General features: G+C 34.0%; 25 protein-coding genes. 16 read left to right on the plus strand and 9 right to left on the minus strand.

Annotated features, from left to right (window positions below; genetic code table 11):
* Positions 1 to 4: 4 nt before the first annotated feature.
* From AC2CGR_RS03875 to AC2CGR_RS03885, 3 genes are read left to right on the plus strand one after another with little or no spacing between them, the layout of a single operon-like run.
* The gene (locus tag AC2CGR_RS03875) at positions 5 to 1,675 is read left to right on the plus strand and encodes an ABC transporter permease (protein WP_087964910.1); all 1,671 of its coding nucleotides are present in this window, start codon (positions 5 to 7) and stop codon (positions 1,673 to 1,675) included.
* Positions 1,672 to 2,934 carry an MBL fold metallo-hydrolase gene (locus AC2CGR_RS03880; protein WP_484480539.1) on the plus strand — a complete coding sequence of 421 codons (1,263 nt, stop codon included), beginning with the start codon at positions 1,672 to 1,674 and terminating at the stop codon, positions 2,932 to 2,934. The genes AC2CGR_RS03875 and AC2CGR_RS03880 overlap by 4 nt, the downstream gene beginning before the upstream one ends.
* Positions 2,935 to 2,954: 20 nt before the next feature.
* The gene (locus AC2CGR_RS03885; RefSeq protein WP_484480540.1) at positions 2,955 to 3,788 is read left to right on the plus strand and encodes a hypothetical protein; all 834 of its coding nucleotides are present in this window, start codon (positions 2,955 to 2,957) and stop codon (positions 3,786 to 3,788) included.
* Positions 3,789 to 3,839: 51 nt separating this feature from the next.
* On the opposite strand, the gene AC2CGR_RS03890 is transcribed toward AC2CGR_RS03885, so the two are convergent.
* Complete coding sequence (locus AC2CGR_RS03890; RefSeq protein ID WP_484480541.1) at positions 3,840 to 4,262, minus strand: YfmQ family protein; 423 nt, start codon at positions 4,260 to 4,262, stop codon at positions 3,840 to 3,842.
* A gap of 198 nt (positions 4,263 to 4,460) precedes the next feature.
* Between AC2CGR_RS03890 and ucpA the strand changes: the two genes are divergently transcribed.
* From ucpA to AC2CGR_RS03925, 7 genes are all read left to right on the plus strand, one after another.
* Complete coding sequence (gene ucpA / locus AC2CGR_RS03895; protein ID WP_087964916.1) at positions 4,461 to 5,255, plus strand: SDR family oxidoreductase UcpA; 795 nt, start codon at positions 4,461 to 4,463, stop codon at positions 5,253 to 5,255.
* A gap of 208 nt (positions 5,256 to 5,463) precedes the next feature.
* Complete coding sequence (locus AC2CGR_RS03900; RefSeq protein ID WP_000108701.1) at positions 5,464 to 5,625, plus strand: hypothetical protein; 162 nt, start codon at positions 5,464 to 5,466, stop codon at positions 5,623 to 5,625.
* Positions 5,626 to 5,786: 161 nt separating this feature from the next.
* Positions 5,787 to 6,422 (plus strand): cupin domain-containing protein, encoded by a 636-nt coding sequence (locus AC2CGR_RS03905; RefSeq protein ID WP_087964918.1) that lies wholly within the window; start codon positions 5,787 to 5,789, stop codon positions 6,420 to 6,422.
* Positions 6,423 to 6,522: 100 nt separating this feature from the next.
* Positions 6,523 to 7,614, plus strand: coding sequence for a serine hydrolase (locus AC2CGR_RS03910; protein WP_087964920.1), 1,092 nt, complete (start codon positions 6,523 to 6,525; stop codon positions 7,612 to 7,614).
* A 50-nt stretch (positions 7,615 to 7,664) separates the two neighbouring features.
* Entirely contained in the window at positions 7,665 to 8,306 is a 642-nt protein-coding gene (locus tag AC2CGR_RS03915) for a DUF3885 domain-containing protein (RefSeq protein ID WP_131101824.1), read from the plus strand.
* A 158-nt stretch (positions 8,307 to 8,464) separates the two neighbouring features.
* Positions 8,465 to 9,040: a histidine phosphatase family protein gene (locus tag AC2CGR_RS03920; RefSeq protein ID WP_131101826.1), complete on the plus strand. Its 576-nt coding sequence runs from the start codon at positions 8,465 to 8,467 to the stop codon at positions 9,038 to 9,040.
* 89 nt (positions 9,041 to 9,129) lie between these two features.
* Positions 9,130 to 9,501, plus strand: coding sequence for a hypothetical protein (locus AC2CGR_RS03925; RefSeq protein WP_000461769.1), 372 nt, complete (start codon positions 9,130 to 9,132; stop codon positions 9,499 to 9,501).
* Between the two features lie 18 nt (positions 9,502 to 9,519).
* Here the strand turns inward: AC2CGR_RS03925 and AC2CGR_RS03930 are convergent, their stop codons facing one another.
* Genes AC2CGR_RS03930 through AC2CGR_RS03940 form a run of 3 tightly spaced genes read right to left on the minus strand, consistent with a single transcriptional unit; the run spans position 9,520 to position 11,140 of the window.
* A complete protein-coding gene (locus AC2CGR_RS03930) occupies positions 9,520 to 10,380 on the minus strand; it encodes an alpha/beta fold hydrolase (RefSeq protein ID WP_484480542.1) in 861 nt (286 codons plus the stop codon).
* A gap of 36 nt (positions 10,381 to 10,416) precedes the next feature.
* Entirely contained in the window at positions 10,417 to 10,746 is a 330-nt protein-coding gene (locus tag AC2CGR_RS03935) for a DUF3147 family protein (protein ID WP_000545636.1), read from the minus strand.
* A complete protein-coding gene (locus AC2CGR_RS03940; RefSeq protein WP_484480543.1) occupies positions 10,730 to 11,140 on the minus strand; it encodes a MarR family winged helix-turn-helix transcriptional regulator in 411 nt (136 codons plus the stop codon). The genes AC2CGR_RS03935 and AC2CGR_RS03940 overlap by 17 nt, the downstream gene beginning before the upstream one ends.
* A 124-nt stretch (positions 11,141 to 11,264) precedes the next feature.
* On the opposite strand from AC2CGR_RS03940, the gene AC2CGR_RS03945 reads away from it, so the two are divergent.
* Entirely contained in the window at positions 11,265 to 12,092 is an 828-nt protein-coding gene (locus tag AC2CGR_RS03945) for a PP2C family serine/threonine-protein phosphatase (protein ID WP_029440797.1), read from the plus strand.
* Between the two features lie 43 nt (positions 12,093 to 12,135).
* Here the strand turns inward: AC2CGR_RS03945 and asnB are convergent, their stop codons facing one another.
* Positions 12,136 to 13,959 carry an asparagine synthase (glutamine-hydrolyzing) gene (gene asnB, locus AC2CGR_RS03950; RefSeq protein ID WP_484480544.1) on the minus strand — a complete coding sequence of 608 codons (1,824 nt, stop codon included), beginning with the start codon at positions 13,957 to 13,959 and terminating at the stop codon, positions 12,136 to 12,138.
* 416 nt (positions 13,960 to 14,375) lie between these two features.
* Between asnB and AC2CGR_RS03955 the strand changes: the two genes are divergently transcribed.
* Positions 14,376 to 14,942 (plus strand): sigma-70 family RNA polymerase sigma factor, encoded by a 567-nt coding sequence (locus tag AC2CGR_RS03955; protein ID WP_484480545.1) that lies wholly within the window; start codon positions 14,376 to 14,378, stop codon positions 14,940 to 14,942.
* Positions 14,939 to 16,084, plus strand: coding sequence for a DUF4179 domain-containing protein (locus AC2CGR_RS03960; RefSeq protein WP_484480546.1), 1,146 nt, complete (start codon positions 14,939 to 14,941; stop codon positions 16,082 to 16,084). Before AC2CGR_RS03955 ends, AC2CGR_RS03960 begins: the two co-directional genes overlap by 4 nt.
* 40 nt (positions 16,085 to 16,124) lie before the next feature.
* Here the strand turns inward: AC2CGR_RS03960 and AC2CGR_RS03965 are convergent, their stop codons facing one another.
* Positions 16,125 to 17,198: a glycosyl hydrolase gene (locus AC2CGR_RS03965; protein ID WP_484480547.1), complete on the minus strand. Its 1,074-nt coding sequence runs from the start codon at positions 17,196 to 17,198 to the stop codon at positions 16,125 to 16,127.
* Between the two features lie 211 nt (positions 17,199 to 17,409).
* Here AC2CGR_RS03965 and AC2CGR_RS03970 point away from each other — a divergent pair, with 211 nt between their 5' ends.
* Both AC2CGR_RS03970 and fbpA read left to right on the plus strand, forming a co-directional pair.
* Positions 17,410 to 18,309 (plus strand): cation diffusion facilitator family transporter, encoded by a 900-nt coding sequence (locus AC2CGR_RS03970; protein ID WP_098224390.1) that lies wholly within the window; start codon positions 17,410 to 17,412, stop codon positions 18,307 to 18,309.
* A 193-nt stretch (positions 18,310 to 18,502) separates the two neighbouring features.
* Positions 18,503 to 18,673, plus strand: a complete 171-nt coding sequence (gene fbpA, locus AC2CGR_RS03975) for a Fur-regulated basic protein FbpA (RefSeq protein WP_000098301.1) — start codon at positions 18,503 to 18,505, stop codon at positions 18,671 to 18,673.
* Positions 18,674 to 18,729: 56 nt separating this feature from the next.
* Here fbpA and AC2CGR_RS03980 read toward each other — a convergent pair whose 3' ends face one another.
* The 3 genes from AC2CGR_RS03980 to AC2CGR_RS03990 form a co-directional block, all read right to left on the minus strand.
* On the minus strand, positions 18,730 to 19,401 hold the full coding sequence (locus AC2CGR_RS03980; protein WP_087964939.1) for a GntR family transcriptional regulator: 672 nt from the start codon (positions 19,399 to 19,401) through the stop codon (positions 18,730 to 18,732).
* A 16-nt stretch (positions 19,402 to 19,417) separates the two neighbouring features.
* Complete coding sequence (locus AC2CGR_RS03985) at positions 19,418 to 20,383, minus strand: DMT family transporter (RefSeq protein ID WP_140349773.1); 966 nt, start codon at positions 20,381 to 20,383, stop codon at positions 19,418 to 19,420.
* Positions 20,384 to 20,568: 185 nt separating this feature from the next.
* A complete protein-coding gene (locus AC2CGR_RS03990; protein WP_131101842.1) occupies positions 20,569 to 21,756 on the minus strand; it encodes a GTP-binding protein in 1,188 nt (395 codons plus the stop codon).
* A 185-nt stretch (positions 21,757 to 21,941) separates the two neighbouring features.
* Here AC2CGR_RS03990 and AC2CGR_RS03995 point away from each other — a divergent pair, with 185 nt between their 5' ends.
* The gene (locus AC2CGR_RS03995) at positions 21,942 to 22,919 is read left to right on the plus strand and encodes a permease (protein ID WP_484480548.1); all 978 of its coding nucleotides are present in this window, start codon (positions 21,942 to 21,944) and stop codon (positions 22,917 to 22,919) included.
* Positions 22,920 to 22,929 lie beyond the last annotated feature (10 nt).

Below are 22,929 nucleotides of genomic sequence, written 5' to 3' on the forward strand. Positions count from 1 at the left end.
TTACATGGTAAATCGATTCGTATCAGTAAGGCAAGTTGGAATGACAGTAGCGTTGTTACTTGTGGCGATGTTAATCGTCATTCCGCTTTTTCTCATTTTACTTTCTAGTGTATATGAAAATAGTAGCTGGAATTTTTTAAAGCCTTTTGAAGTGATGCAGAGTGGTGGATTAGCTGGGATTTTTCTAAATTCGATGCTTCTTGGTGTACTTGTAGTAATAGGAGCTACCGTATTTGCATTTCCATTAGCGTTCATTATGAGCAAAACAGATGTTGGAAAGCATAGCAAGTTAGATATTGTTTTTATGATTCCATTTATGACTCCGCCGTATATTGGATCGATGGGCTGGATTTTGTTCATGCAACCGAGCGGCTATTTCGAACAGTTTTTTCCGATGCTAAAGACGATTTCATCTTCGTTTTTTAGTTTAGGAGGTATGGTTTTAATTATGAGTCTGCATTTATTCCCATTTCTATACTTCATGTTAAAAAACGCGTTACTTCAAATTGGAAGTAGTAAAGAAGAAGCGGCAGCAGTTCATGGTGGAAGCTTTTTCTATCGTTTAAGAAAAATCATATTGCCGTTATTAGTATCAAGTTATGTAATGGGTGCTTTACTCATTTTCGTAAAGACGATTGCTGAATTTGGAACACCGGCTACATTTGGAAGAAGAATAGGATTTCATGTGTTAACATCAGAGATTCATAAATTTATTTCGAGTTGGCCAATTGATTTTAGTAGTGCAACAGCATTATCTTCTTTATTACTTAGTGCATGTATGCTCATTTGGTATGTGCAAAATGTGTTGAATCGAAAGTACTCATATGCAATGGTTAGTGGAAAAGGTGTGAAATCTAAAAGGTATACTTTGTCTATATTTGTGCGCGTTGCAGCATGGTTTTATGTAATTGGTTTATTAATCGTATCAATTGGAATCCCGTATTTTTCTATATTGATTGCTTCTTTATCAAAATTAAGAGGCGGCGGCTTACATGTAAATAACTTTACAACGAGCCATTATGAAGCATTATTTACAATCGGATCTCCAGGATTAGAAGCTTTGTGGAACAGTTTTCTTTTTTCACTTGTAACAGCGATTATTGCTGTAATAATTGGAGTCTTTTTGGCACTTATGATTCGAAAGGGGAAAAAGTCCTCTGAAAAATGGCTTGATATGTGCGGTATGTTACCGAATATGGTGCCAGGAATTGTGATGGTTGTAGGTCTTATATTATTTTGGAACTCACCCTATATGCCTCTGTCCATTTACAATACACCAGTTATGGTTATCATAACGTACGTTGTTCTTTTTTTACCTTATACGGTGCAGTATGTAAAAGCATCGCTCGGACAAATTGATGATTCTCTTGTACAGGCAGGAAGTATTTTTTCTGGAAATTATATTTATATTTTTAGAAAAATAATATTACCACTTATTATCCCAGGCATTCTTGCTGGATGGGCGATGACATTTACAATCTCGATAAGGGAGTTAGTAGCATCGCTTCTCGTACTACCTCCATCAGTAGAAACGTCAGCAACATTTATTTTTGCTCAATTTGAACAAGGAGAAGTATCGATTGGAATGGCAATGGCTGTCGTTTCAGTTGGACTTACAACACTATGTTTATTACTTCTGCAACATATGGAGCAAAAAAGAAAAGGGGTAGCATGATGAGAATAGAAGTGTGGGGAGGAGCGGGAGAATACGGTCGTTCCTGCTACTTCGTAAAAAATAAAGAAACGAAAATAGTATTTGATTGTGGTATTAATCGATCATATGAGGATAGTTATCCAAAAATAGAGAGGGAAGTTGTACCGTTTTTAGATGCAGTATTTTTGTCCCATATTCATGAAGATCATACGATGGGTTTACCTTTATTAGCGAAGTATGGATATAAGAAAAAAATTTGGACAACTCGTTATACGAAGGCGCAACTTCCCGCTTATTATGAAAAATGGAGAAACTACAATGTGACGCGAGGATGGAATGTACCTTATAGTGACCAAAACATAAAAGATTTAAATTATGTATATATTGATGAGATTAGTAATCCGAATGAATGGATACAAATTACTCCTTCATTGCGGTTTCAATGGGGATATAGTGGACATGTATTAGGGGCTGTTTGGTTTTTAGTGGATATGAGTCATACATATGTATTTTATTCTGGCGATTATTCAGCAGAGTCTAACATACTACGAGCTAATTTACCTGAGAAATTGCGTGGCGATATAAAAGTTGCAATTGTAGATGCTGCATATCATACTGATGATGTTTCGCAACATGAACGAGTAAATGAACTATGTGCAGAAATTGAACGAGTTGCGGGGAAGAAAGGAATAACATTACTACCATTGCCACCGCTTGGTAGGGCGCAAGATATCGTATTGTATTTATATGAAAAATATAAAGAACTTCCCATTATAGTAGACAAAGAAATTTTGGATGGATTCCAAGAGATGTTCGTACATAAAGATTGGATTAAAAATAATGAAGAACTTGAAGAGCTAATGGAGAGTTTAAAAAGAAACATAATAGTTATGGATGATGACAGCGGTATGCAACATAGTTATGGAATAGTTGTAATGAGTGATGCGAATATGCAAACGAAACGAGCGCAGTTATATTATGAACAACTTCGGAATAAAGAACGAAATTCTATTATCTTTACTGGACATATTGCTAAAGGGAGTTTTGCAGAAAAAGTTTTGAAGGAACGTGTAGGGAAAGAATGTAGGGTGAAGCGAGTTCCATATAAAGTTCACCAAAGTATGAGAGATGTGAAAGAGATGTTAAATACATTATCACCAGAACATACGGTGTTAGTACACGCATTGAAAGAGGATACGGATCGATTACAGAAAAAGCTTAGTACGGAAGGGTATGAAAATGTATATTCACTTACTATGGAACGTATAGAAGTCATTTGAAATGTAAAGGGGATAGGTATATGAAAAAAGTATTTGTATTCGTAAGTATTTTCTTTTGTTGTTTCCTTTATAACGTTAAGGAAGGATTTGCCGCTGGTCCAATGACACCTAGTTTTGAAGTGAAGTTATTATTAAAGCCAGAACAAGTAATAGGTTCTAACAAAGAGATGAAGCAAGATGTACTAGAGCATTTCCAGGCAGGTACAAATTATGAAAGAATACAAGTACAGTTTTTAGATACGACAAATAAAAATTTAAGTAATGAAGGCTGGTTTGCTAGAATTCGAAAGAAAGAATTTAGTAAAGATTTTGAGCTAACATATAAAAAAAGATACCCGATTCAAAACGGTGTAATTCAAGATGCACTAGAAGTGGCTAAAAAAGATGGATTTGATAGTAAAACTGATAATTATGAGGCAGAAATAGACTGGGGATTTGAGAAGAAAACGTTAAGTATTTCAAATAAGAAAAGTTACAGTGCGAAAGGATATGGAGTACTTGATTTACCAAACGAAAAAGCTGCTCAAAACATGTTAGTAGAAAAGTTACCAGGGAAAATGAACAAATGGTTGTATACGAATTGGGGAGAAGAGATGTTAAGGGATTCCCGTATTTACGGTCCTGTATTAATGAAAAGGTATACAGGGGAGTTTGAAAATAGTAAAACGAATATTGAAGTTTGGCCACTAAGGAATACAGGGAAAATAGAAGATGATTTCGTAATAGAAGTGTCTTTTAAAACAAATGAGGAAAGTATTGCAAAAGAACAAAGAGAGTTATTAATGAAGAGTTTAGAACAAAAAGGATGGCTGTTACCGAAAGATAGTTTGAAAACAGAGCTTATTTTTCAGTGAATAGTAAAAAGGAATCCATATGCCATGGATTCCTTTTTTAATATATGAGTATTAAGCTAAATCAGCTGACACGAACATATCACTATTTTGAAGGTTTTTAGAGCGTAAACTATAAGCAACGACCTTCTTTTTATATTGCTTTACAACATCAACATGCTCTTCATGACTATAAATATAAAATGTAAAATCTTTTTTGCCACGTTTTGCATGAATAATTAAAGGCGTACCCTCATTGTGTGGCGGTGCATAATAGCGATCTAAAAATAAACCTTCGTTAAAATCATGAATAATTTTGGATTTCTTTTCGCCCTCTACGTTATTTCCGCGAATTGTAATAGTCACATTCTCTTCTTCAAGTTGTGGATGTGTTTCGTACTTGCTAATAATGGATTCAATAACAGTGTTAGGAAGGCTAGAAACGATAATTTTAAATGCCCCAAATACAACTAACATTACAATAAACCAAGTCGTCATAGTATATCATCCCCTTTATTCTATTTAATAATATAACTCATATGGTAATAGTACATATGGTGAAGTTTTGTATAATTTGTGAAAATTTTTCCTGTTTTTGAACTTTTTTTAACAAATGGAGATGTGTAAAGAATGAGAGGGAATATTTGGTATGATAAAAATGTAAAGGAGTTATATATTTTATAAGGGGGTTATACAATGGGGAAATTAGATGGTAAGGTCGCTTTTGTTACAGGAGCTGCGATGGGGAACGGAGCTGGAATTGCTCATGTATTTGCAGAGCTAGGGGCGAAAGTATTACTTGTTGATATTTCAGAGACAGTTCATGAGACTGCCAAAAATATTGTAAGTAAAGGGTTAGATGCTGCGAGTTATGTAGTCGATGTAGCTGATATGAATGCTGTAAAAGAAGTAGCGAAAGATGCATATGAGAAGTACGGAAAGATTGATGTGTTAGTAAATAACGCCGGTGTGATTCGACTTGCGAATTTTTTAGATATGTCAGATGAAATGCGTGATTTTCAATTCCAAGTAAATATTAATGGGGTATGGAACTTTTCTAAAGCGGTATTGCCATATATGATTGAGAAAAATTATGGAAAGATTGTGAATATGTCTTCTGTAACAGGAACATTGGTTGCTGATGAAGGTGAAACTGCATATGCAACGACGAAAGCAGCAATTTGGGGATTTACAAAAGCGTTAGCACGAGAAGTTGCAAAACATCATATTACTGTAAATGCAATTTGTCCAGGTTACATTATGACACCAATGGCAGAGCAAATAGCAAATGAATCTGATTCAAATGAGCCGAGTAATGTAATCGATGGAATTGCTTCAGGTGTTCCTTTAGGACGTTTAGGGAAAATTGAAGAAGTAGGTCAATTAGCAGGTTTTTTAGCATCCGATGAATCGAGCTACATAACAGGTACACACATTGTCATTGATGGTGGTAGCACATTGCCAGAAACGGTTTCAGTCGGTGTAAAGTAAAAGGACTATGAATGAAAGTTTTAGTTCTTTGAATTATAACGCTAGAAGGAATCAGAAAGAGATTTCTTCTAGCATTATAATGTTATGTACTATTATTAGAAAAATCAATTTTGTTACAAAAAGTTGAAATCGAAGTATTTTAAAAGAAAAAGGTTTATAATAAAAATATAACTAATAACCACATTACTAATTACAAGGAAGTGTAACTATGAGTACTGTAGCAATCGTGTATGGTATTATTCTTTCCACAATTATCGTTTTATTTTTCGTTGGGGTTTCACGTTATATTCATAAATGGAAAGAAGGCGTTGCGAAATTAAATCACATTGAAGAAGAACTTAGTGATTTAATGTTACATCATGGTAAGTAAAAAGTTTATTTTTAGCTAAATAATGTGAAGAATATCACAAAACATGCTCTCCTTATGAAGGCATGTTTTTTTGTTATATCAATGCTTAAGCACATTCATACATTTTTTCCATACGATACAGTGTGAAAGTCGAAATGTTCGGAGTGGAAAAGAGGGATAAAATGAGTAGTTCAGGTTATGTTCCAGATAATAAAAATTTAAAGAAAAGTTCAGGAACTCCAAATCTTTTCTTTGATTCAAGAAAAAATATCTTTTTTAAGAGAGATGAGAAAAACGTTGCATATGAAGTTACGTCAACACAGTTACCAGCGATGATAGGAGGAGCGTTTGTTGATTTATTTATGACAAAAGGGCATATGCGAGAACCACATTGGCATCCGAATGCGTGGGAATTGGATGTTGTTGTATCAGGAGAAGCAGTTACATCCATCTTAAATCCCGAAACGAATCAATTGCAAAATTATCATGTGAAAGCGGGGCAAACTGTCTTTATTCCAATGGGATGGTGGCATTGGATCACAGCGGTAACAGAAGAAGTACAATTACATTTGTTCTTCAATAACGATCAGTTTGAAACAGCAGAAGGATCAGACATACTTAGATTAACACCGCCAGAAGTATTTCAAGCTGCATACGGTGTAAGTGCAGAAAAATTGGAGAAGGACCTTTCGCCAATTAAGGAATCAGTTGTAATTGGTCCTCCTAACTCAAATCGAATAAGTAGCGTTAAAGCAAGTGACGAATCAAATATAGTTGTTACGTTAAATGGACAAATAACATCATGTGAAATAGAATAACTCTTTCTTTTTTAGGAAGAGTTATTCTATTTTGTATAATTTTGTAATCGGTTTCGTTATAATTATGATATAGAAGGAAATGTATGAGAGGGGGCATATTGTGAACATATTAAAGATTATAGGAATTGTTGCAGGAGTCATTATAGTAGCCGTTATAGCTTTCTTTGTTATTATGGAGTACTATTTGTCAAAAGAAGATCCGAATTACGTATTAAAGTACATAAAAGAACATAAAGACGATGAAACATGTTCATTATTTATTAAAAGAAATGGAGAAGTAATAACTTCTATAAATGAAAATAAAAAATTGCCATTAGCGAGTATGGCAAAAATCGTAATAGCAGTTGAGTTTGCTAAGCAAGTGTCAGAAGGAAAGATAAGCCGAGATGAACAAATTTCATTGCATGAATTAGAAAAATATTACGTTAAAAACACTGATGGTGGAGCGCACCCTGACTGGTTAGAAGATGTTAAAGCGAGAGAATTAGTGAAAAATGGACAGATAGCTTTAGAAGAAGTCGCTAAAGGAATGATTCATTATAGTTCTAATGCAAATACAACATATTTGTTAGAAAAGCTTGGAATAGAAAGAGTAAATGAAAGTATAAAAGAGTTAGAGCTTACTAGTCATGATAAGTTTACTTCTTATACGGCTGCATTATATATGAGAGGATACGTAGAAAAAGAACTTCATGTGCCAGAAAATCAGTCATTAAAAACGTTACGTAACATGTCACAAGATGAATATAATAAACATGTGTTACAAATACAGGAATGGATGAAAGATGAAGAAGAATGGAAAAAACGGGATATCCCATTAAAGGTAGATATGGAATTTCAGCGAATTTGGTCAGATCGATTAGTGGGTGCAAATGCTAAAGATTATATGAGTATAATGGAAAAGATAAATAGTAGAAAGTATTTTCCAAAATCAATGCAAGAAGAAATCGAGAACATTTTCAAAGGAACAGTTAAAAATAATAAGTTCGAATATGCTGGTCAAAAAGGTGGTTCTACCGCATTCGTATTGACCAAAAGCTTGTATACTACAGATAAGAAAGGGAATAAAGTAGAAGTTGTCATTATGTTTAACGATATAGAAGATCAAGTTTCATATCAAAAACTGAGAAATAATATAGATTATTTTATTCAAGATGCTATAACAGATGAAGAGTTTAGAAATAAATTATAATGAAATAATTTTATTATGTAAACAAGATTCTGTTAAAGGTAGGTGTTGAGATGAGGTTGAAGGAGTATATGCTTGAAACGTTTCCAAATTTAGAACTTAGACCATCTCTATTTTATAATGGGGCTATTGGTATTCGTTTTAGATTAGGTGTGGACTATGATTGCAATAACATTTATGAAAATTGTCCATATTTAGAAGACGTTTATAATAGAGCGATTACTTTATTTCAGTCTTTACATTCCAAAACAGACGATATTTATATTGTAGTGGATGTAAATGACTATGCAGACGGTGAAACTTTCAAACACAAATTGAATATCTTTTCTAAGTATGTAAAAGAGAAGTCCGATTTGTTTAAGTTACAGAAAAATACAATCCCTTATATTTTTCCAGAAGACGATGAAGACGGGGTATATAAAACGCATAGATATACTTTGAAATGTAAAGTTTCAGACTTGAAATACATTCCTATGCTAAAAGCAATTTGTAATCAAGATATGGGAATAAAACCGTGTATTTTTCATAGAGTGTATTTCATAAATGTAAACAAGAATACTATATTTCATGTTTATGATGATAGAGGTTGTGATGTATTAGCTACCTCTCCTAATACAATTAGGGATATTTATCATACATATAATGATTGGATATTAGAATACGACAGAAATAAAATTGATAAAGTATTTAATTGAATGTAGTCTATTTTAAATGAGGGAAACACCATATGAGGTGTTTCTCTTTTATTAATATGAAAATCAACATTTAAATTTGAAAGCACTTATTATAAAGGTAAAGGGATTTGATGGTAATGTATTGAATTTGGGTAGAAACGGAAAAAGGAGATGAATAAATGACAACAATATATTTCGTTCGCCATGCCCATTCTACATATACAAAAGAAGAACGGGAGCGACCTTTATCTGAAAAAGGGCACTTAGATGCAGAGAATGTAACACGCTTATTAAAAGATAAACATATTGATGTTGTGATTTCTAGCCCGTACAAAAGAGCAATTCAAACTGTACAAGGAATTGCGAATACATATCATGTATCAATAGAAATAGAAGAAGATTTACGAGAAAGGTTATTAAGTTCAGAGCCAGTAGCAGATTTTAATGATGCCATTGAGAATGTGTGGGAAGATTGGAGTTTTGCATACGAAGGTGGAGAGTCAAATGATGTAGCACAAAGACGCGTTGTAACATGTATGCAAAGTATATTAAAAAAATATGAAGGTAAGAATATTGTAATAGGTACGCATGGGAATATTATGGTATTACTTATGAATTATTTTGATTCAAAATATGATTTTCGATTTTGGAAAACACTTCGTATGCCCGATATATTTAAGTTGAATTTTCATAATGAAGATTTAGTTTCTGCCGAAAGGATAGAGAATACGGGTCATCAGATAAATAATTTGTAAAAGTTTATCAAAAAAAGAGGAAAGAGAGAAGTTATTGTAGAAGTATGACTTTGTAACAAAAAAAATATGTGTTAAAGGAGGCTGTTTACATGTTTGAGAAAGAGAAAGAAGGGCTTATTGAAGTTCACAACGTATATGAAATTGCACCAGCAGATGGAACAATTATAGGTATGGCAACGGAAGAAGAAATGGAAATTGCTGCTGAATTAGAGCTGCAGTACTATGCCCATTCTCGTTTATTAGAAGCAAATGTTCAGTTAGACGGTTCCTCCTATAAAGAGTTACTTCAGGAGTTCCAGGAGTACGAAAGAAAATCAATGAGCTTTTGGCGAGCAATACATAAGCGTTTAGCTGTGCCATGGGCATGGGTATTACGTATTGACGTTGCGAATGGCCCTATATATGTAAGTAATGGGAATTCGTATTACGAAGAAATCGATGATGAAGAAGATTATGAATAGATAAGTAAGGAAGCAGCTTTAGTTGCTTCCTTTTTTTATTTTTAGGGAGTGAACCGCTTCAATGATAATATCTGGTCGATCGTTTTCAATTCCGTGACCAGCATGTTCGGCAAGTATATATTGGCTATGTATTGAAAGTTGTAATTGTTCATGAATCAGTTCTTGCCACATTGTTTCTAGTCGTGTGGCCTCTTCTTTCGGCATGCCGCCCTCAGTCAACTGAGTAATAGAATATTGAGGGTCTCTACCGATAACGATTAATGGTACTTTTAATGTTTTATATAACTCTTTTAATGAGCGGGCACAATTTTTCCACTCACATAGCTCAGAAGCTGCCGCTTTATATAATAGAGGAGAGGTAGAAAATTCAATGTACTGTCTTGATTGGTTAGCGAGTATATGTTTTAGTGCATTAGAAAGCATGTGTACATCCATTTTGGAATATGTATTATATTTTTGAAGCCACATATCATCCGAATCCGTTTGATCAGAAATTGGTAAATGAAGTTCATCTAATCGGTGTAAGTTCATAGAAGTAGAATCAACTAAAATAAGTGCTTGCAACTTATCTTCATGTGACATCGCAAAATGTTGTGCGCATAGGCCTCCGTAGGAATGACCGATTAGAATGATTGGGTCATGAATATCTAGTTTTTGTAGTAACATATGAAGTTCTTTTGTGGTTTGTCTTGTAGTACGTGAATGATTCCCTAGTTCACTTTTTCCGTAACCTGGGCGATGGTATGAAACGACTGTAAAGTGCTGTGAAAGCTTTTCTATAATAGGAAACCAATCATAAAATGAGCAAGTCATTCCGGTTTGAATGACTACAGTTTGTTTATTAGTTCCTTTCATATATACTTCTATAGTTTGCTCCAATACCTCTACAAATTTATAAATAGTAAACCCTCCTAACTAAGCTTGAAATAATTTTTGACAAGCGAAAACAATACACCAGACACCTATACCGAATAGGACAGATGTACTAAGTGCAAATGAGTTTTTTAAACCGATATAAACGATAAATAATAGTAGTGCGGATGCAGGAAATCCATATAATACACCTAAAGCAAATTGACTTAATTCTTGTTTGTTCCCGCCTTCGAAAGAAATCCAAAATAGGCTCAGTAAACTTACGAGAGGAAGGGCAGCAATAAACCCACCTATCGTACTATAATGTTTAGCGACCTCAGTAATAACGCCGATAATAAGTGCCGAAACGATTACTTTAACGAGGAAATGCATACTTTGCCTCCTTCGATAATAATGAAAAAGCTTTTTCGATTAATTGTTGTTCTTCTTTCGATAACTGTGATTCTAATATTTTTATCTTTTCTTTATCTAGTAAAGTATGCTTTTCTAATACTTCAATGCCTTCTTTCGTTAAAGTAAGGTTCACAACTCTTTCATCTTGTTTGTTTCTTTCTTTCATGATAAAACCTTTTTGAATAAGGCGCTTTACGTGTTCAGATGCTGTGTTATGAGAGAGAGAAAGCTCAGTAGCGACTTTTCCAATTGTTATATCTTTCTCACGAGAAACGATTTGTAAAATACGAATGGCTTGGTGAGAAAGGTTGTCTTCATATTCATATCGTAAGTGATAATAAATGCTCTCCCAATGCTGATTGATGTCTTTCATAATGATAAATCCTCCTGTTTTTATATCGTATAATAAGATATATTCGTTAACTTAGAAATAAAATCCTTTTATTTGGATAAAAAATGTTGAAAAAGTTTATTTTTATTGAAATATAAGGTAATCTATGTGTAAAGGTATACATTTAGCAAGAGAGAGGATGATAGCTGTGAATACATTCAAATGGATGAGTCATGAACAGATGTATGTAGATGAAATACATGTTGAAAAATGTGGTCCTCTTTCAGTCGGCGTATATGGGGGGAATCAAGAGAGTGATGCATATGAACGAGGAGATGCAGTGCTTGCTTGGTGGGATCCTGAATTACAATTTGAATTTGTTATGATTTTTGATACACACCACAAAACAAAAAATATAGATTATATAATAGAAGCAATTTCAGAAAGAAAAGAGAAACTAAAAGAGTTATTTTCCTACCCGATACATTTAGCTTTTCATCATACACATATGTATTTGTTAGCGTTATTTACAGATGAGTTGTTTATTGAAAAATGTGATCAAGATGATGAGGAACTTGCATGCTTAATTTGTTTGCGAAAAGGTGAATTTTTATATTGGCTATCAGTTGGTAATTGTTTCGCATATTTATTCCATTCTGAGAAAACGAAGAATGGAAAAGGACGATTAAATAAACGGAAGAATTACGAATATATTGGTAGGAAAAATATTTTTGCAGCAAATACACCTTGCTTTACGTCAGGTGTAAGAGGATTAGAAAAAGGAACGAATCACATTGTAATGGCTACGGACGGTATTTTAGAGTGTGATAAACGAAGGTTTGACGATGACCAATCTTTAGTAGAAATATTGCACGACGGAAATAGTCTGCAGATTGAACCAGTATTAACAAATGTACTGCAGTGGAAAGGTAGAGATTGTGCCACGATTATTGGATGGTCCATTGATACTGATAATGAACAATGTGCTAATTAATAAAAAAAGAGTTCAAGGGCTTTTGTCCTTGAACTCTTTTTTGTTAAGCGATATGGATGTGATACGTTTTTAACCACTCATTTACTTGTAGCATGTATTCCATAGCACTTCTTGCTTCGAAATTGTTAATTTCTTTATTACTTTGATCGGCAATGGCAAGTAAATTGGAATGATTAATAAGTGAGAAAATAGGATTGTTTTTATTACTGCACATGTCGAGTGATAAATGACGAATTGTTTGTAAATAATGTGGGTCTTGTGAAGTTGGATAAGCACTTTTTCTTCTATTGCGTACATCGTCAGGTAAAGCAGGTTTCAGTGCTCTACGTAAAATGCCTTTTTCAATATTATCAATGCTTTTTAGGTTGAAAGGAACGTTCCATAAATATTCAACTAATCTATAATCGCAAAACGGTACACGAACTTCAAATCCTACAGCCATACTCATACGGTCTTTACGGTCAAGTAAGAACGGAAGAAATCTCGTTAAAAATAAATAAAACATTTGACGTTGTTTCGCGGATTTTTTACTTTCGCCTTCAAGAGTAGGTACTTCAAGTATCGCTTCTTGGAATCGTGTATCAATATAGTTTTCTAGATTACATTGGTTACTTACTTCATTTAGTAGAAGAGGAGATGTATTTTTCCAATTTGTTAGCCAAGGAAATTTATCTACATATAGTAATTCTTCTTGATGAAACCAAGGATATCCGCCGAATACTTCATCAGCAGATTCGCCGGATAAAGCTACGGTCGCATCTTTTTTCATTTCGCAAAATAGTAAATATAGTGAAGTTTCCATTTCACCAGCACTTGGTAAATCTTTTGCATGGAGGGGAACGAATAAGTGATTTGCTAATTCTTCAGCATTCACAATAATATCATGATGAGATGTCCCTACATGTTCAGAAACGCGTTTTACCCAAGGAGCGTCTAAACCAGTGCGAGCAAATGTCAGCTCGAAATCTTTTGCGCTATTTACAAAGTCAACGGAATACGTATGAAGTGTTTTATTTTCAGCAGCAAATTCTTTCCCCGCTAGTGCAGTAATACCGCTAGAATCTAATCCTCCTGATAACATGCAAACGAGAGGGACATCGGCAATTAATTGTCTTTTTACTGTATCTTGTAAAATAGATAAAATATGCGATGATGTATCTTCTATAGAATCTGTATGGACCTTACTTTCTAAATTCCAATACTTCGTAACTACTTTTTTATCACGTGTAAACGTTATAGAATGTCCAGCACGCACTTCTTGAATGTGTTTAAAGACGCCACATCCTGGAGTTCGAAATAAGCCTAATCCAAATATTTCATTTATGCCATCCGCATCAACTTCAGCGGGGACAGATGGATGCGCTAATAATGCTTTAATTTCAGATCCGAAAATAATACTGTCATTTCTTTCTGTATAAAAGAGTGGTTTTACACCTAAATGATCACGTGCTAAAAACAGTTGTTGCTTCTGATCATCCCATAAGGCGAAAGCGAAAATGCCGTTTAAATGTTGTACGCAGTCTTCTTTCCATTCTAAATAAGCATGTAGTAATACTTCTGTATCAGAATGCGTTTCAAATGCATGACCACATTTTTGAAGTTGTTCTCTAAGCTCACGGAAATTATAAATTTCTCCATTATACGTAAGAGCATACGTATAATCACCAGTACGAAATGTCTTCGGTTGCGTTCCGCCTTCTGGATCAATTACGATTAACCGACGGTGTGCAAAGGCCGCACGAGGTGAAAACCAAAACCCTTCAGCATCCGGACCGCGATGCTGAATACTATTTGCCATCTTTTTTAAAATAACATGTTGATTTGAAAGGTCTTCTTTCCAATTTACCCAACCTGTAATTCCACACATACACATCTCATCTCCTAATTTTAAATAGTAGGTTAACGAAATAAAGTGAAACTTTAATCAGTGGGGGTTTTCTTCATCCCCCACTGATTATTAGTTGAACCAATCGGACTTTTATGGGCAGTTGATCCCCCACCTAAATTCTTTACTTTCGCTGAATTTTGAGGTGGGGGTCTTACTGCCCATTAAAGCGGGATAAAATGTACACCAAGTTAAAGAATGGCTATATAAATAGTGTACTACATGAATCAAATTGCAGACTTGAGAAAATTTTCTTTGGATGCATAGTTATGTGAGACAATGGCTAAGGGAAGGTATTCCATTACATACAAAAAATAATTAAAAGATGAGAGAAAACATTTTTTTAGACGTTATATAGGGTGTAAAAGCTTTTACAAAAAAATAAGGGGAATCGCTACATGAAATCAAATGAGAAAAATTATATAAAAAGATTACAGCGACAAAAAGAAGATGCGCTAGAATTTGTTGTCGATACATACTTACCACTCATAAAAGGAATCACGCATAAAGTTCTTCTTCCTGTTCAAAATGATGGATTAATAGAGGAATGTGTAAACGATATATTTCTTTCTATATGGAATAACGCAAATAAATTTCATGGAGAACCAAATGATTTTAAAAAATGGATTGCGGCAATTGCGAAGTTTAAAGCAATTGATTATTACCGGAAAGCGACTAAAAAAGTAGAAATTATTTCGGATGAGTTTCATATTAGTACGGAAAAGTCAGCGGAAGACGAATTAATTGTTATGGAAGATAGAGAAGAATTATTGAAGCTTATTAATCAATTAGGACCGCTAGATCAAAAAGTATTCATTATGAAATATTTACTCGGTATGAAGACAGAGGAAATAGGTGACAAGTTAGGATTAACCCGGGCAGCAATCGATAATCGAGTGTACCGGGGGAAAAAGAAGCTACAACAAAATGCTACGAATATTAGTTTTGGAGGTAGTGCCATATGAAAGACATTTATGAATTATTAAATGATATTGATATAGATGAGAAAGAACTTGAGGAAATTGAGGCTTCTGAAATTGAAAAAGAAAAAGTGAAGCGTAGCTTAAAACAATCGATACGAACGAAGAAAAAGATGAAAAGTTGGAAAAAAGGCGTTGCTGTTGCATCTATTTTAGTAGGATTATCAGTTGCAACGCTTGGTATTGGGTTTCCTACATATGCAGGGGGATTGCCAATTGTAGGTGATATATTCCGATTTTTAGATAATGGTAGAACGGGGTTATATGAAAATTATAAAGCTGACGTAGAGAAGACGACGGAGCTTAATTATAATTATAAACAACACGCTATAGTATTAAATATGATAAAAGAAAGCAATGGAATTAAGATAACGATAAATGATGTAATTTTCGATGGGAAGACAGTATCAATAAACTATTCTATAGAAAGTAACAGAGATTTAGGCGAGAATCCAAGTACATTAGATTTTTTAACTATTAAAGGAGCAGGTGTCCAATCAGGAAGCAATGAAATTACTAAAGTCGCTGATAGAAAATATACAGGTTTAATAAAAACAAGTAGCGATCTAGTTAGTAGTAAAGAAACTACAGTGAACATTGAATGGAGTATAAAAAGTATAGATATTTTAGAAACAGAAGAAACAATAAAGGGGGATTGGAATTTTAATATTAATCTAAGAGGAATAGAAAATAAAGAGCAATTGATTAGAGGTAGCACAGAAAAAGATGGTGTAAAAGTAAATATGGAGAGAATGGAAATAACACCAATGTCGTTTATTTTATACTATAACCAAGAAGTGTCTCAAGAAATAAGGGGTGTATGGGATGGAGTGGATATCGATTTAGAAGTGAGTGATGATTTAGGTAATCAGTATTCTGGGGAAGGAAATGGAGGCTCAGGTGAGGATTCTTATAATTTTAATTGGAGTAAAACATTCCAACAACTCAATGAGAATGCAACCAAACTAATAATAACGCCTCACGTTAATTTAAGAATTCACACTCCTGAAAATTATGGCTCGGTAACAATAGTTGGAGGACACGTAAAGGAGAGTTTAGTGTCTCGAAAACTGGGAGGCAATAAGGGAATTGTGTTAGATGATATTGTCATTGATTTAAAAAAATAAAAGAAAGACTGCCTAAAACGATTAGGCAGTCTTTTTCTCCTTAAGAACTAGTAACAAGTAAAGCATGCGGATGCTGCGTTTTATACTCATCTTTCCACGGGATGTTTAGTTGTTCCCACGATTCGCCACTAGTAGTGGATTGAAATACGCCGTTGTTATTTAAAGTGTAAAATGTATGTGGTTCTGCTTCGTTTGTCGCAAACATCGAAATGACTGTACCGATTGCAGATGGTAGTCCTTGCTGTACTTGCTGGAACGGAGTGTCTTTCGTTTTTCGATATATATAAGATTCATAAGGGATACGGTGATGAGCGAGATCCGCACTTGGCGCGGCAGAAACGAGAATTGTATTACAATCAGCTGGATCGATAGCCATGCTGTATAAATAATGATGTTCAAGTCCTTCACTGCATGAGATCCAGCTGTTTCCACTGTTATAACTTTCAAGATAGGCACGATCAGGTCCGCCCATAAATCCGTCACCACATGATGCATAAAGACGATTTGGTGCTTCAGGGTGCATAAGTAATTGATGAGCATCGATAGGAGCACCGAATTTTTTATCAATCCATGTATGCCCTTTATCGTTACTTTGAATAACAGCACCAGCTTCGATTGAAACATGTATTGTATTAGGGTTGTTTGGGTCAACTGTAATCCAGCGTACGTGATGGGTAAAAGGTCTAGGCGGGAAAGCCCACGTATAAGAAGATAATAATGATTTCATATTTTTAAGTTCAGTCCACGTTGCACCACCATTTTCAGAGCGAAATAAAGCGCTCGGTTCTGTGCCGACATAAACGACCCCATATCCGTTAACTTGTTCATTTGAGCTTATCGTTATGGAAGTGATAGAGGAGTGCAAAATACCATCTTCTTTAGGAAAATCAAAGTAACGATAAGAATCTCCAATTGGTCTCCATGAATCCCCGCTATCGTCACTTAACCAAAGACCTCGTCCAAATGTTCCGCAATATACACGATTTTTTTGAAATGGATCAACAGCGATACAGGTAGGTTGCATATTTTGTAAATGGTAAGTTGTTTCATAGTTATCATATTGTTCTTTCACTACAACAAGTTCACGTTCCATACAGAGAAATAAACGTTTCATTTTAGTGACCTCCTTAAAAATTCTTTCATTAGTAAACAATATGAAAATAAAAAAGAAGTAGTCTTGTTTTATTTGAGAAAAAGGGATTGTCTAAAAAATAGCGAAGTGTGTATACAGAGGAAGCGGGCGTTTACAAACAGTCGATTCGGGATAAAGATGGGGAGTTTGTTTCATACTAACATACAGATATGGCACTTAAAGGAGTATAAGTATGGGACATTCACATGATCATGGTCATTCAAAAAATAAAAAGGCGTTATTACTTGCCTTCTTACTAACGACAAGCTTTATGATTGCTGAAGTTATTGGGGGATTTGTAACAAATAGCTTAGCACTACTATCTGACGCGGGGCATATGCTAAGTGATGCGGTATCTTTAGCATTAAGTTTACTTGCGTTTAAGCTCGGAGAAAAAACAGCAACAACTGCGAAAACATATGGATATAAGCGAGTCGAAATGTTAGCAGCATTATGTAACGGTATCGTTCTTATTGTCATTTCAATATACATTTTTATTGAAGCAATTCGCCGTTTTAAAGAGCCAGTTGAGATTGCTAGTAATGGGATGCTTATTATTGCTGTACTTGGTCTGCTTATTAATATTTTATCGGCTTGGATATTAATGAGAGGCGGCGATGTGAAGGGAAATTTGAATTTAAGAAGTGCTTTCTTACACGTATTAGGCGATCTATTAGGATCAGTTGGAGCGATTATTGCTGCGCTACTTATTAAATTTTTCGGATGGACTGCTGCAGATGCGATTGCTAGTATACTTGTGTCTATTTTAGTCATTATTAGTGGATGGCGTGTAACACGTGATACGGTTCATATATTAATGGAAGGTGCACCACAGCACATAAATGTTGAAGAGGTAAAAAGTACATTATTAAAGATTCCGGTTGTAAAAGAAGTTCATGATTTGCACATATGGTCTGTCACATCGGATTTTCAAGTATTAACTTGCCACTTGATTATTAAAGGTAATGAAACGCAAAATGTATTAAAAGAGGCTACTAATGTATTAAAGGAGAAGTTTCATGTAGAACATGTCACCATTCAAGTAGAGATATATGGTGAATTTCATCATAGTGAGACAACTTGCAAAGTATGAAAGAAAAAGGATAAGAAAAAGTGTCATAACATTTTTCGCGAGGCATACATATATATAATGTGGCCACAAATACTTTGTAAGGTAAATATTTCATGAAATTACTTTACTTATAAAGAGTCATCTTTTATAATCAAAAGTGGTAATTGATAAAGATTATCATTTTCAATGATCGTAGAAAGGAGTTTTTTAAAAGATGAGTAGTCAACTCCGTTTTGCTGTTGAAAATCGTAAGAGGCATTTAATTGATGAGTTAATTGGAGCAGGTGTGTTTAAAATTCGTGACCGACAATTATACGAGCTGTCTTTAGAGGAATTGGAAAAAGAGTACGAAGATATGGAAGATTATGCAGATATTCAGGCATAGCTATATATATTAGTAAAAAGAGAGCTGGTTACGATTTTGTGTAGCCAGCTCTCTTTTTATTTCGTAGAAATTATTTTTTGTATTTCTTTCATTGGACGGAGCCAGTTTTGAGTCATCATTTGTTCCATTTGTTTTTCATCCTGCTTTTGTAATGCTTGAATGATAGAGTGATGTTCTTCAATAGATTGACTTGCTGGAACAAAGTTTTGGAAAAACAAATATTCAAGGCGTAAAACGTGAAGTTGCATATTTTCTAGAAAGGGTTCAATATATTGATTTTTAGCAATAGAAGAAATTGTATTATGAAATTGTATATCTAATTCTAAAGCTTGTTTTGCGTTTTTTTTCTCTATAGAGTACTGAAAATCATTATTTATTTCAGAAAGTAGTTTCAAATCAGTTTCTGTAGTGTGTTGAAGTGCTTGCTTACCTATAATAGAGTGAAGACCAGCCATCGTTTCATAAATAATAGGTATGTCGTCTAACTGAATAGGAGCAATTTTTGTTTTTTGACCAGGTACCATTTCCACTAATCCAGAAAGCTCTAATATTTGCAGTGCTTCTCTTACAGGTGTTCTACTTACTCCTAGTGCTTCAGCCAATTCCCCATCATTAATTTTTTCATCAGGCTTCAGTACACCTTCAATAATCCAATCTTGTAGTTGATTTAAAACGAGTGATTTTGCCGAAACTCTTCCTTGTTTTTTATAATTTTGAGGGATAGGCATAGTGAATTCAATCCTTTCATTGTATATTTTCCTTTTTCTCATGAACAAGTTTTAATTTTGGTTTTCCTTCATCTGGTTTTTGACTTAAGATGAGCACCATGACAATGACACAAAAAGCCCCTAATAACTGAAAAGATTGAAACGGTACACGCAATATAAGTACAGAAGAAATAATTGCTGCGAGTGGTTCTGTACAACCGAATAAGGTCGTTTCTTTCGGAGTCAAGTATCGTATGCTGTCTAAGTATAAATAAAAGGCAATAAGTGTCCCAAAAATGACGACAAATGTGATGAGCGGCAGGGTACTTAGTTTTACATACTTCATAGTTGATAATAAAATGAATTCTTTTGTAGAAATAAAGTGTAGAATCGTTACCCCAATACCTCCAATAATCATGCCCCATCCAACGATAACAGAGGAAGACCATCTTTCTAGTAATCCCTTTGAATATAAACTATAAAAAGCGAGAGATAATCCAGATAAAATACCCCAAATAATAGCTGGTGTAGAAACTGCCAAGTTATGCACAGACCCGTTTGTTAGTAAGAGGAAAGTACCTACTAATGAAAGGGTAATTGAAATAAAATCAATTTTTGATGGACGAACGTTCCATTTGAAAAGTAAGTATACAGTGATGAATATAGGAGCTAAATATTGTAATAATGTTGCGACGGCGGCATTTCCTTCTTTAATAGAAGCAAAATACGTATACTGTACAGCAAGCATACCGAAAAGGCCAAACAAAATCATTTTATAAGCATCTGATCTTTGTTTCCATATGCCGAATATTTCTTTTTTACTCGTTCCAAATGATGAAATAATGAGCAAGATAACGCCGGATATAAGCAAACGGATCGTAACTAACCATTCGGTTGAAACATTTTCATATTGAAAAAGTTGTTGTGCAGCTGTTCCGGACAATCCCCATAAACAAGCTCCAATTACAACCATAATGATTCCTTTTAAACGTTTCGGATCCATAATGTATTGATTCCTCCTATCAGAAAATATATTGTATACAATATGCAATATATCACGAAATGAATAAATAATAAACTGAAATTTCTTACTTAATATAAAGTTGTTATTCAAATGAAAGAAGTTTGTTAAATAAGAAAACGATAAAATAGAAAGGCTTCCGTTTACAGAAGCCTTTCTATTTTGAATTATGAAGTGTAAGTAAAAGCTGGAATAGGATCAATGAATGTATTCCAGTTTTGTGCCATTTCTTTTTCTGTTAATAGACAATCATCTAATGATTGTTCAATTAAAGAACGGTTCATATCAATTCCAATAAATACGAGTTCGGTTATTCGATCTCCATATTGTTTATCCCAGTTTTTCAATACTTCTGGTTCTTCTATGATCATTTGATTTCTTTCAGTTTCAGGTAATGCCGCTATCCACTCACCTGCTCCTTGAATTGTAATAGAGGAACCTGCTTGAGATAGAACCCCTATCATATTATTACGAGATGCCAGCCAGAAGAATCCTTTCGCTCTGACAACATCTAAAGGCCATTTTTCTAGCCAATTCATAAGGCGCTCGGGATGGAAAGGATATTTGCGGCGGTAAACAAAGGAATTGATACCGTATTCTTCCGTTTCCGGTGTATGATGATCACTATTTAATTCTTGTATCCAGCCGGCCGATTGACTGGCTTCTTCATAATTAAATAGATTTGTGTTTAAAATTTCTTGTAATGGTACTTTGCTAAACGAAGATTCAAGAACTTTTGCATTAGGATTTAATTTTTTTAGTAAATGATGAAGCTCTATCACATCTTCTTTTTCTAGCAAATCTATCTTATTAAGAATAATTACGTTTGCAAACTCAATTTGATCTATTAATAAATCAATAACTTCCCGAGTATCATTTTCATCGATTGCTTGTTTTCGATCTAATAAACTTTCTCCATCTGCAAAATCATCCCAAAATCTATTTGCATCTACAACGGTAACCATCGTATCGAGGCGACAATTTTTCGTCAAATCAATGTTCAGAACATCGTCTGTATAAGTAAATGTTTGGGCAACTGGAATCGGCTCACTTATACCGGAAGATTCAATAACTATATAGTCAATATCACCGTTTTGCACAAGACGATTCACTTCTATCATTAAATCCTCTCGTAGTGTACAACAAATACAGCCATTTTGAATTTCTACTAGTTTTTCCTCCGTACGTGAAAAACCACCTTTTTTTATAAGGGAGGCATCAATGTTTACTTCGCTCATATCATTAACGATAACAGCTACTTTTAAGTTATTCTTATTAGTTAAAATATGATGTAGTAAGGTAGTTTTTCCAGCTCCTAAAAAACCACTTAATACAGTGATAGGTACTTTTTTCATGAAATAATCTCTCCTTTAAATCGTAATGATTACGTTTTATATTAAGTGATAAAAAAGAAAAAATCAATAATAAATCATAATGATTACGATTTAAGAATAGGAATAGACTATAAAATTTGTGCTGTAATAGTGTAGAGCATTTGGACAAATATACGATTTAATATGAATAAAGTGGGGGGATAATGTTGGTCTTTGATAGAGTTTCAAAAGAATTAATAGGAATAGCTCTTATTGCTATTTTTCTTTTTTTATTATTTTTTGTAGATTTTACAAGTCTAGCAAATTTGCACAAAAGTATGCCAAAAGAATGGTTGAATGTGAATACGGTGTTTTTAAGTATTATATTCGAAGCAATACCTTTTATTTTATTAGGGGTAATCGTTTCTTCACTTATTCAAGTGTTTGTGACGGAAGATATGATTCAAAAAGTACTGCCGAAATCTCCCATTGTTGCAATGATTCCAGCAGTATTTGTCGGAATCATTTTTCCGATGTGTGAAAGTGTCATTATACCAATCGTAAGAAGACTTATTCAAAAAGGACTCCCTCTTCATGTAGGAATTGTAATTTTATTGAGTGCACCTATTATGAATCCGATTGTTCTTTTATCTACCGTATATGCATTTCAAAAAAATGATGTAGTTGTATATGCACGCTTTGGGATAACAATTTGTGCGGCGCTATTAGTAGGGCTAATTGTGTATTATTTCTATCGCGGGAAAAATATTTTAAAAGAGATAGAGGATCCGGCTCAGAAAAAAGAAAAAAAGGGCTGGGAGAATGTTGTGAATCACACTGTAGATGAGTTTTTTGATACGGGTAAATATTTATTGATTGGTGCTTTTTTTGCGAGCGTATTTCAAACGTTTTTTGATCGAAATGTACTTGATGCAGTGGCCCATAATGAAGCAATTTCCCCAATTATTATGATGGGATTTGGTTATGTTTTATCCATTTGCTCAGCTGCTGATGCATTTATAGCGGCATCTTTTGGACATGTTTTCTCTGAAAAAGCACTTCTCGCATTCCTTGTGTTTGGACCTATGCTTGACCTGAAAAATACATTAATGCTATTTGCTTATTTTCAAAAGAGATTTGTATTTTTTTTGATTGGAATTATTATTTTATCGGTGTACACAATTGTGCAAATTACAACGTTATAGGAGGTGGGAG

It is taken from the genome of Bacillus sp. LSHTCR4 (genome assembly GCF_057197025.1).

Bases quoted from the DNA above. Each gene is read 5' to 3' on its own strand.
- AC2CGR_RS03875 (WP_087964910.1), top strand. From the start codon at position 5: ATGGTAAATCGATTCGTATCAGTAAGGCAAGTTGGAATGACAGTAGCG.
- AC2CGR_RS03880 (WP_484480539.1), top strand. From the start codon at position 1,672: ATGATGAGAATAGAAGTGTGGGGAGGAGCGGGAGAATACGGTCGTTCC.
- AC2CGR_RS03885 (WP_484480540.1), top strand. From the start codon at position 2,955: ATGAAAAAAGTATTTGTATTCGTAAGTATTTTCTTTTGTTGTTTCCTT.
- AC2CGR_RS03890 (WP_484480541.1), bottom strand. From the start codon at position 4,262: ATGACGACTTGGTTTATTGTAATGTTAGTTGTATTTGGGGCATTTAAA.
- ucpA (WP_087964916.1), top strand. From the start codon at position 4,461: ATGGGGAAATTAGATGGTAAGGTCGCTTTTGTTACAGGAGCTGCGATG.
- AC2CGR_RS03900 (WP_000108701.1), top strand. From the start codon at position 5,464: ATGAGTACTGTAGCAATCGTGTATGGTATTATTCTTTCCACAATTATC.
- AC2CGR_RS03905 (WP_087964918.1), top strand. From the start codon at position 5,787: ATGAGTAGTTCAGGTTATGTTCCAGATAATAAAAATTTAAAGAAAAGT.
- AC2CGR_RS03915 (WP_131101824.1), top strand. From the start codon at position 7,665: ATGAGGTTGAAGGAGTATATGCTTGAAACGTTTCCAAATTTAGAACTT.
- AC2CGR_RS03920 (WP_131101826.1), top strand. From the start codon at position 8,465: ATGACAACAATATATTTCGTTCGCCATGCCCATTCTACATATACAAAA.
- AC2CGR_RS03925 (WP_000461769.1), top strand. From the start codon at position 9,130: ATGTTTGAGAAAGAGAAAGAAGGGCTTATTGAAGTTCACAACGTATAT.
- AC2CGR_RS03935 (WP_000545636.1), bottom strand. From the start codon at position 10,746: ATGCATTTCCTCGTTAAAGTAATCGTTTCGGCACTTATTATCGGCGTT.
- AC2CGR_RS03940 (WP_484480543.1), bottom strand. From the start codon at position 11,140: ATGAAAGACATCAATCAGCATTGGGAGAGCATTTATTATCACTTACGA.
- AC2CGR_RS03945 (WP_029440797.1), top strand. From the start codon at position 11,265: ATGTGTAAAGGTATACATTTAGCAAGAGAGAGGATGATAGCTGTGAAT.
- asnB (WP_484480544.1), bottom strand. From the start codon at position 13,959: ATGTGTGGAATTACAGGTTGGGTAAATTGGAAAGAAGACCTTTCAAAT.
- AC2CGR_RS03955 (WP_484480545.1), top strand. From the start codon at position 14,376: ATGAAATCAAATGAGAAAAATTATATAAAAAGATTACAGCGACAAAAA.
- AC2CGR_RS03960 (WP_484480546.1), top strand. From the start codon at position 14,939: ATGAAAGACATTTATGAATTATTAAATGATATTGATATAGATGAGAAA.
- AC2CGR_RS03965 (WP_484480547.1), bottom strand. From the start codon at position 17,198: ATGAAACGTTTATTTCTCTGTATGGAACGTGAACTTGTTGTAGTGAAA.
- AC2CGR_RS03970 (WP_098224390.1), top strand. From the start codon at position 17,410: ATGGGACATTCACATGATCATGGTCATTCAAAAAATAAAAAGGCGTTA.
- fbpA (WP_000098301.1), top strand. From the start codon at position 18,503: ATGAGTAGTCAACTCCGTTTTGCTGTTGAAAATCGTAAGAGGCATTTA.
- AC2CGR_RS03980 (WP_087964939.1), bottom strand. From the start codon at position 19,401: ATGCCTATCCCTCAAAATTATAAAAAACAAGGAAGAGTTTCGGCAAAA.
- AC2CGR_RS03985 (WP_140349773.1), bottom strand. From the start codon at position 20,383: ATGGATCCGAAACGTTTAAAAGGAATCATTATGGTTGTAATTGGAGCT.
- AC2CGR_RS03990 (WP_131101842.1), bottom strand. From the start codon at position 21,756: ATGAAAAAAGTACCTATCACTGTATTAAGTGGTTTTTTAGGAGCTGGA.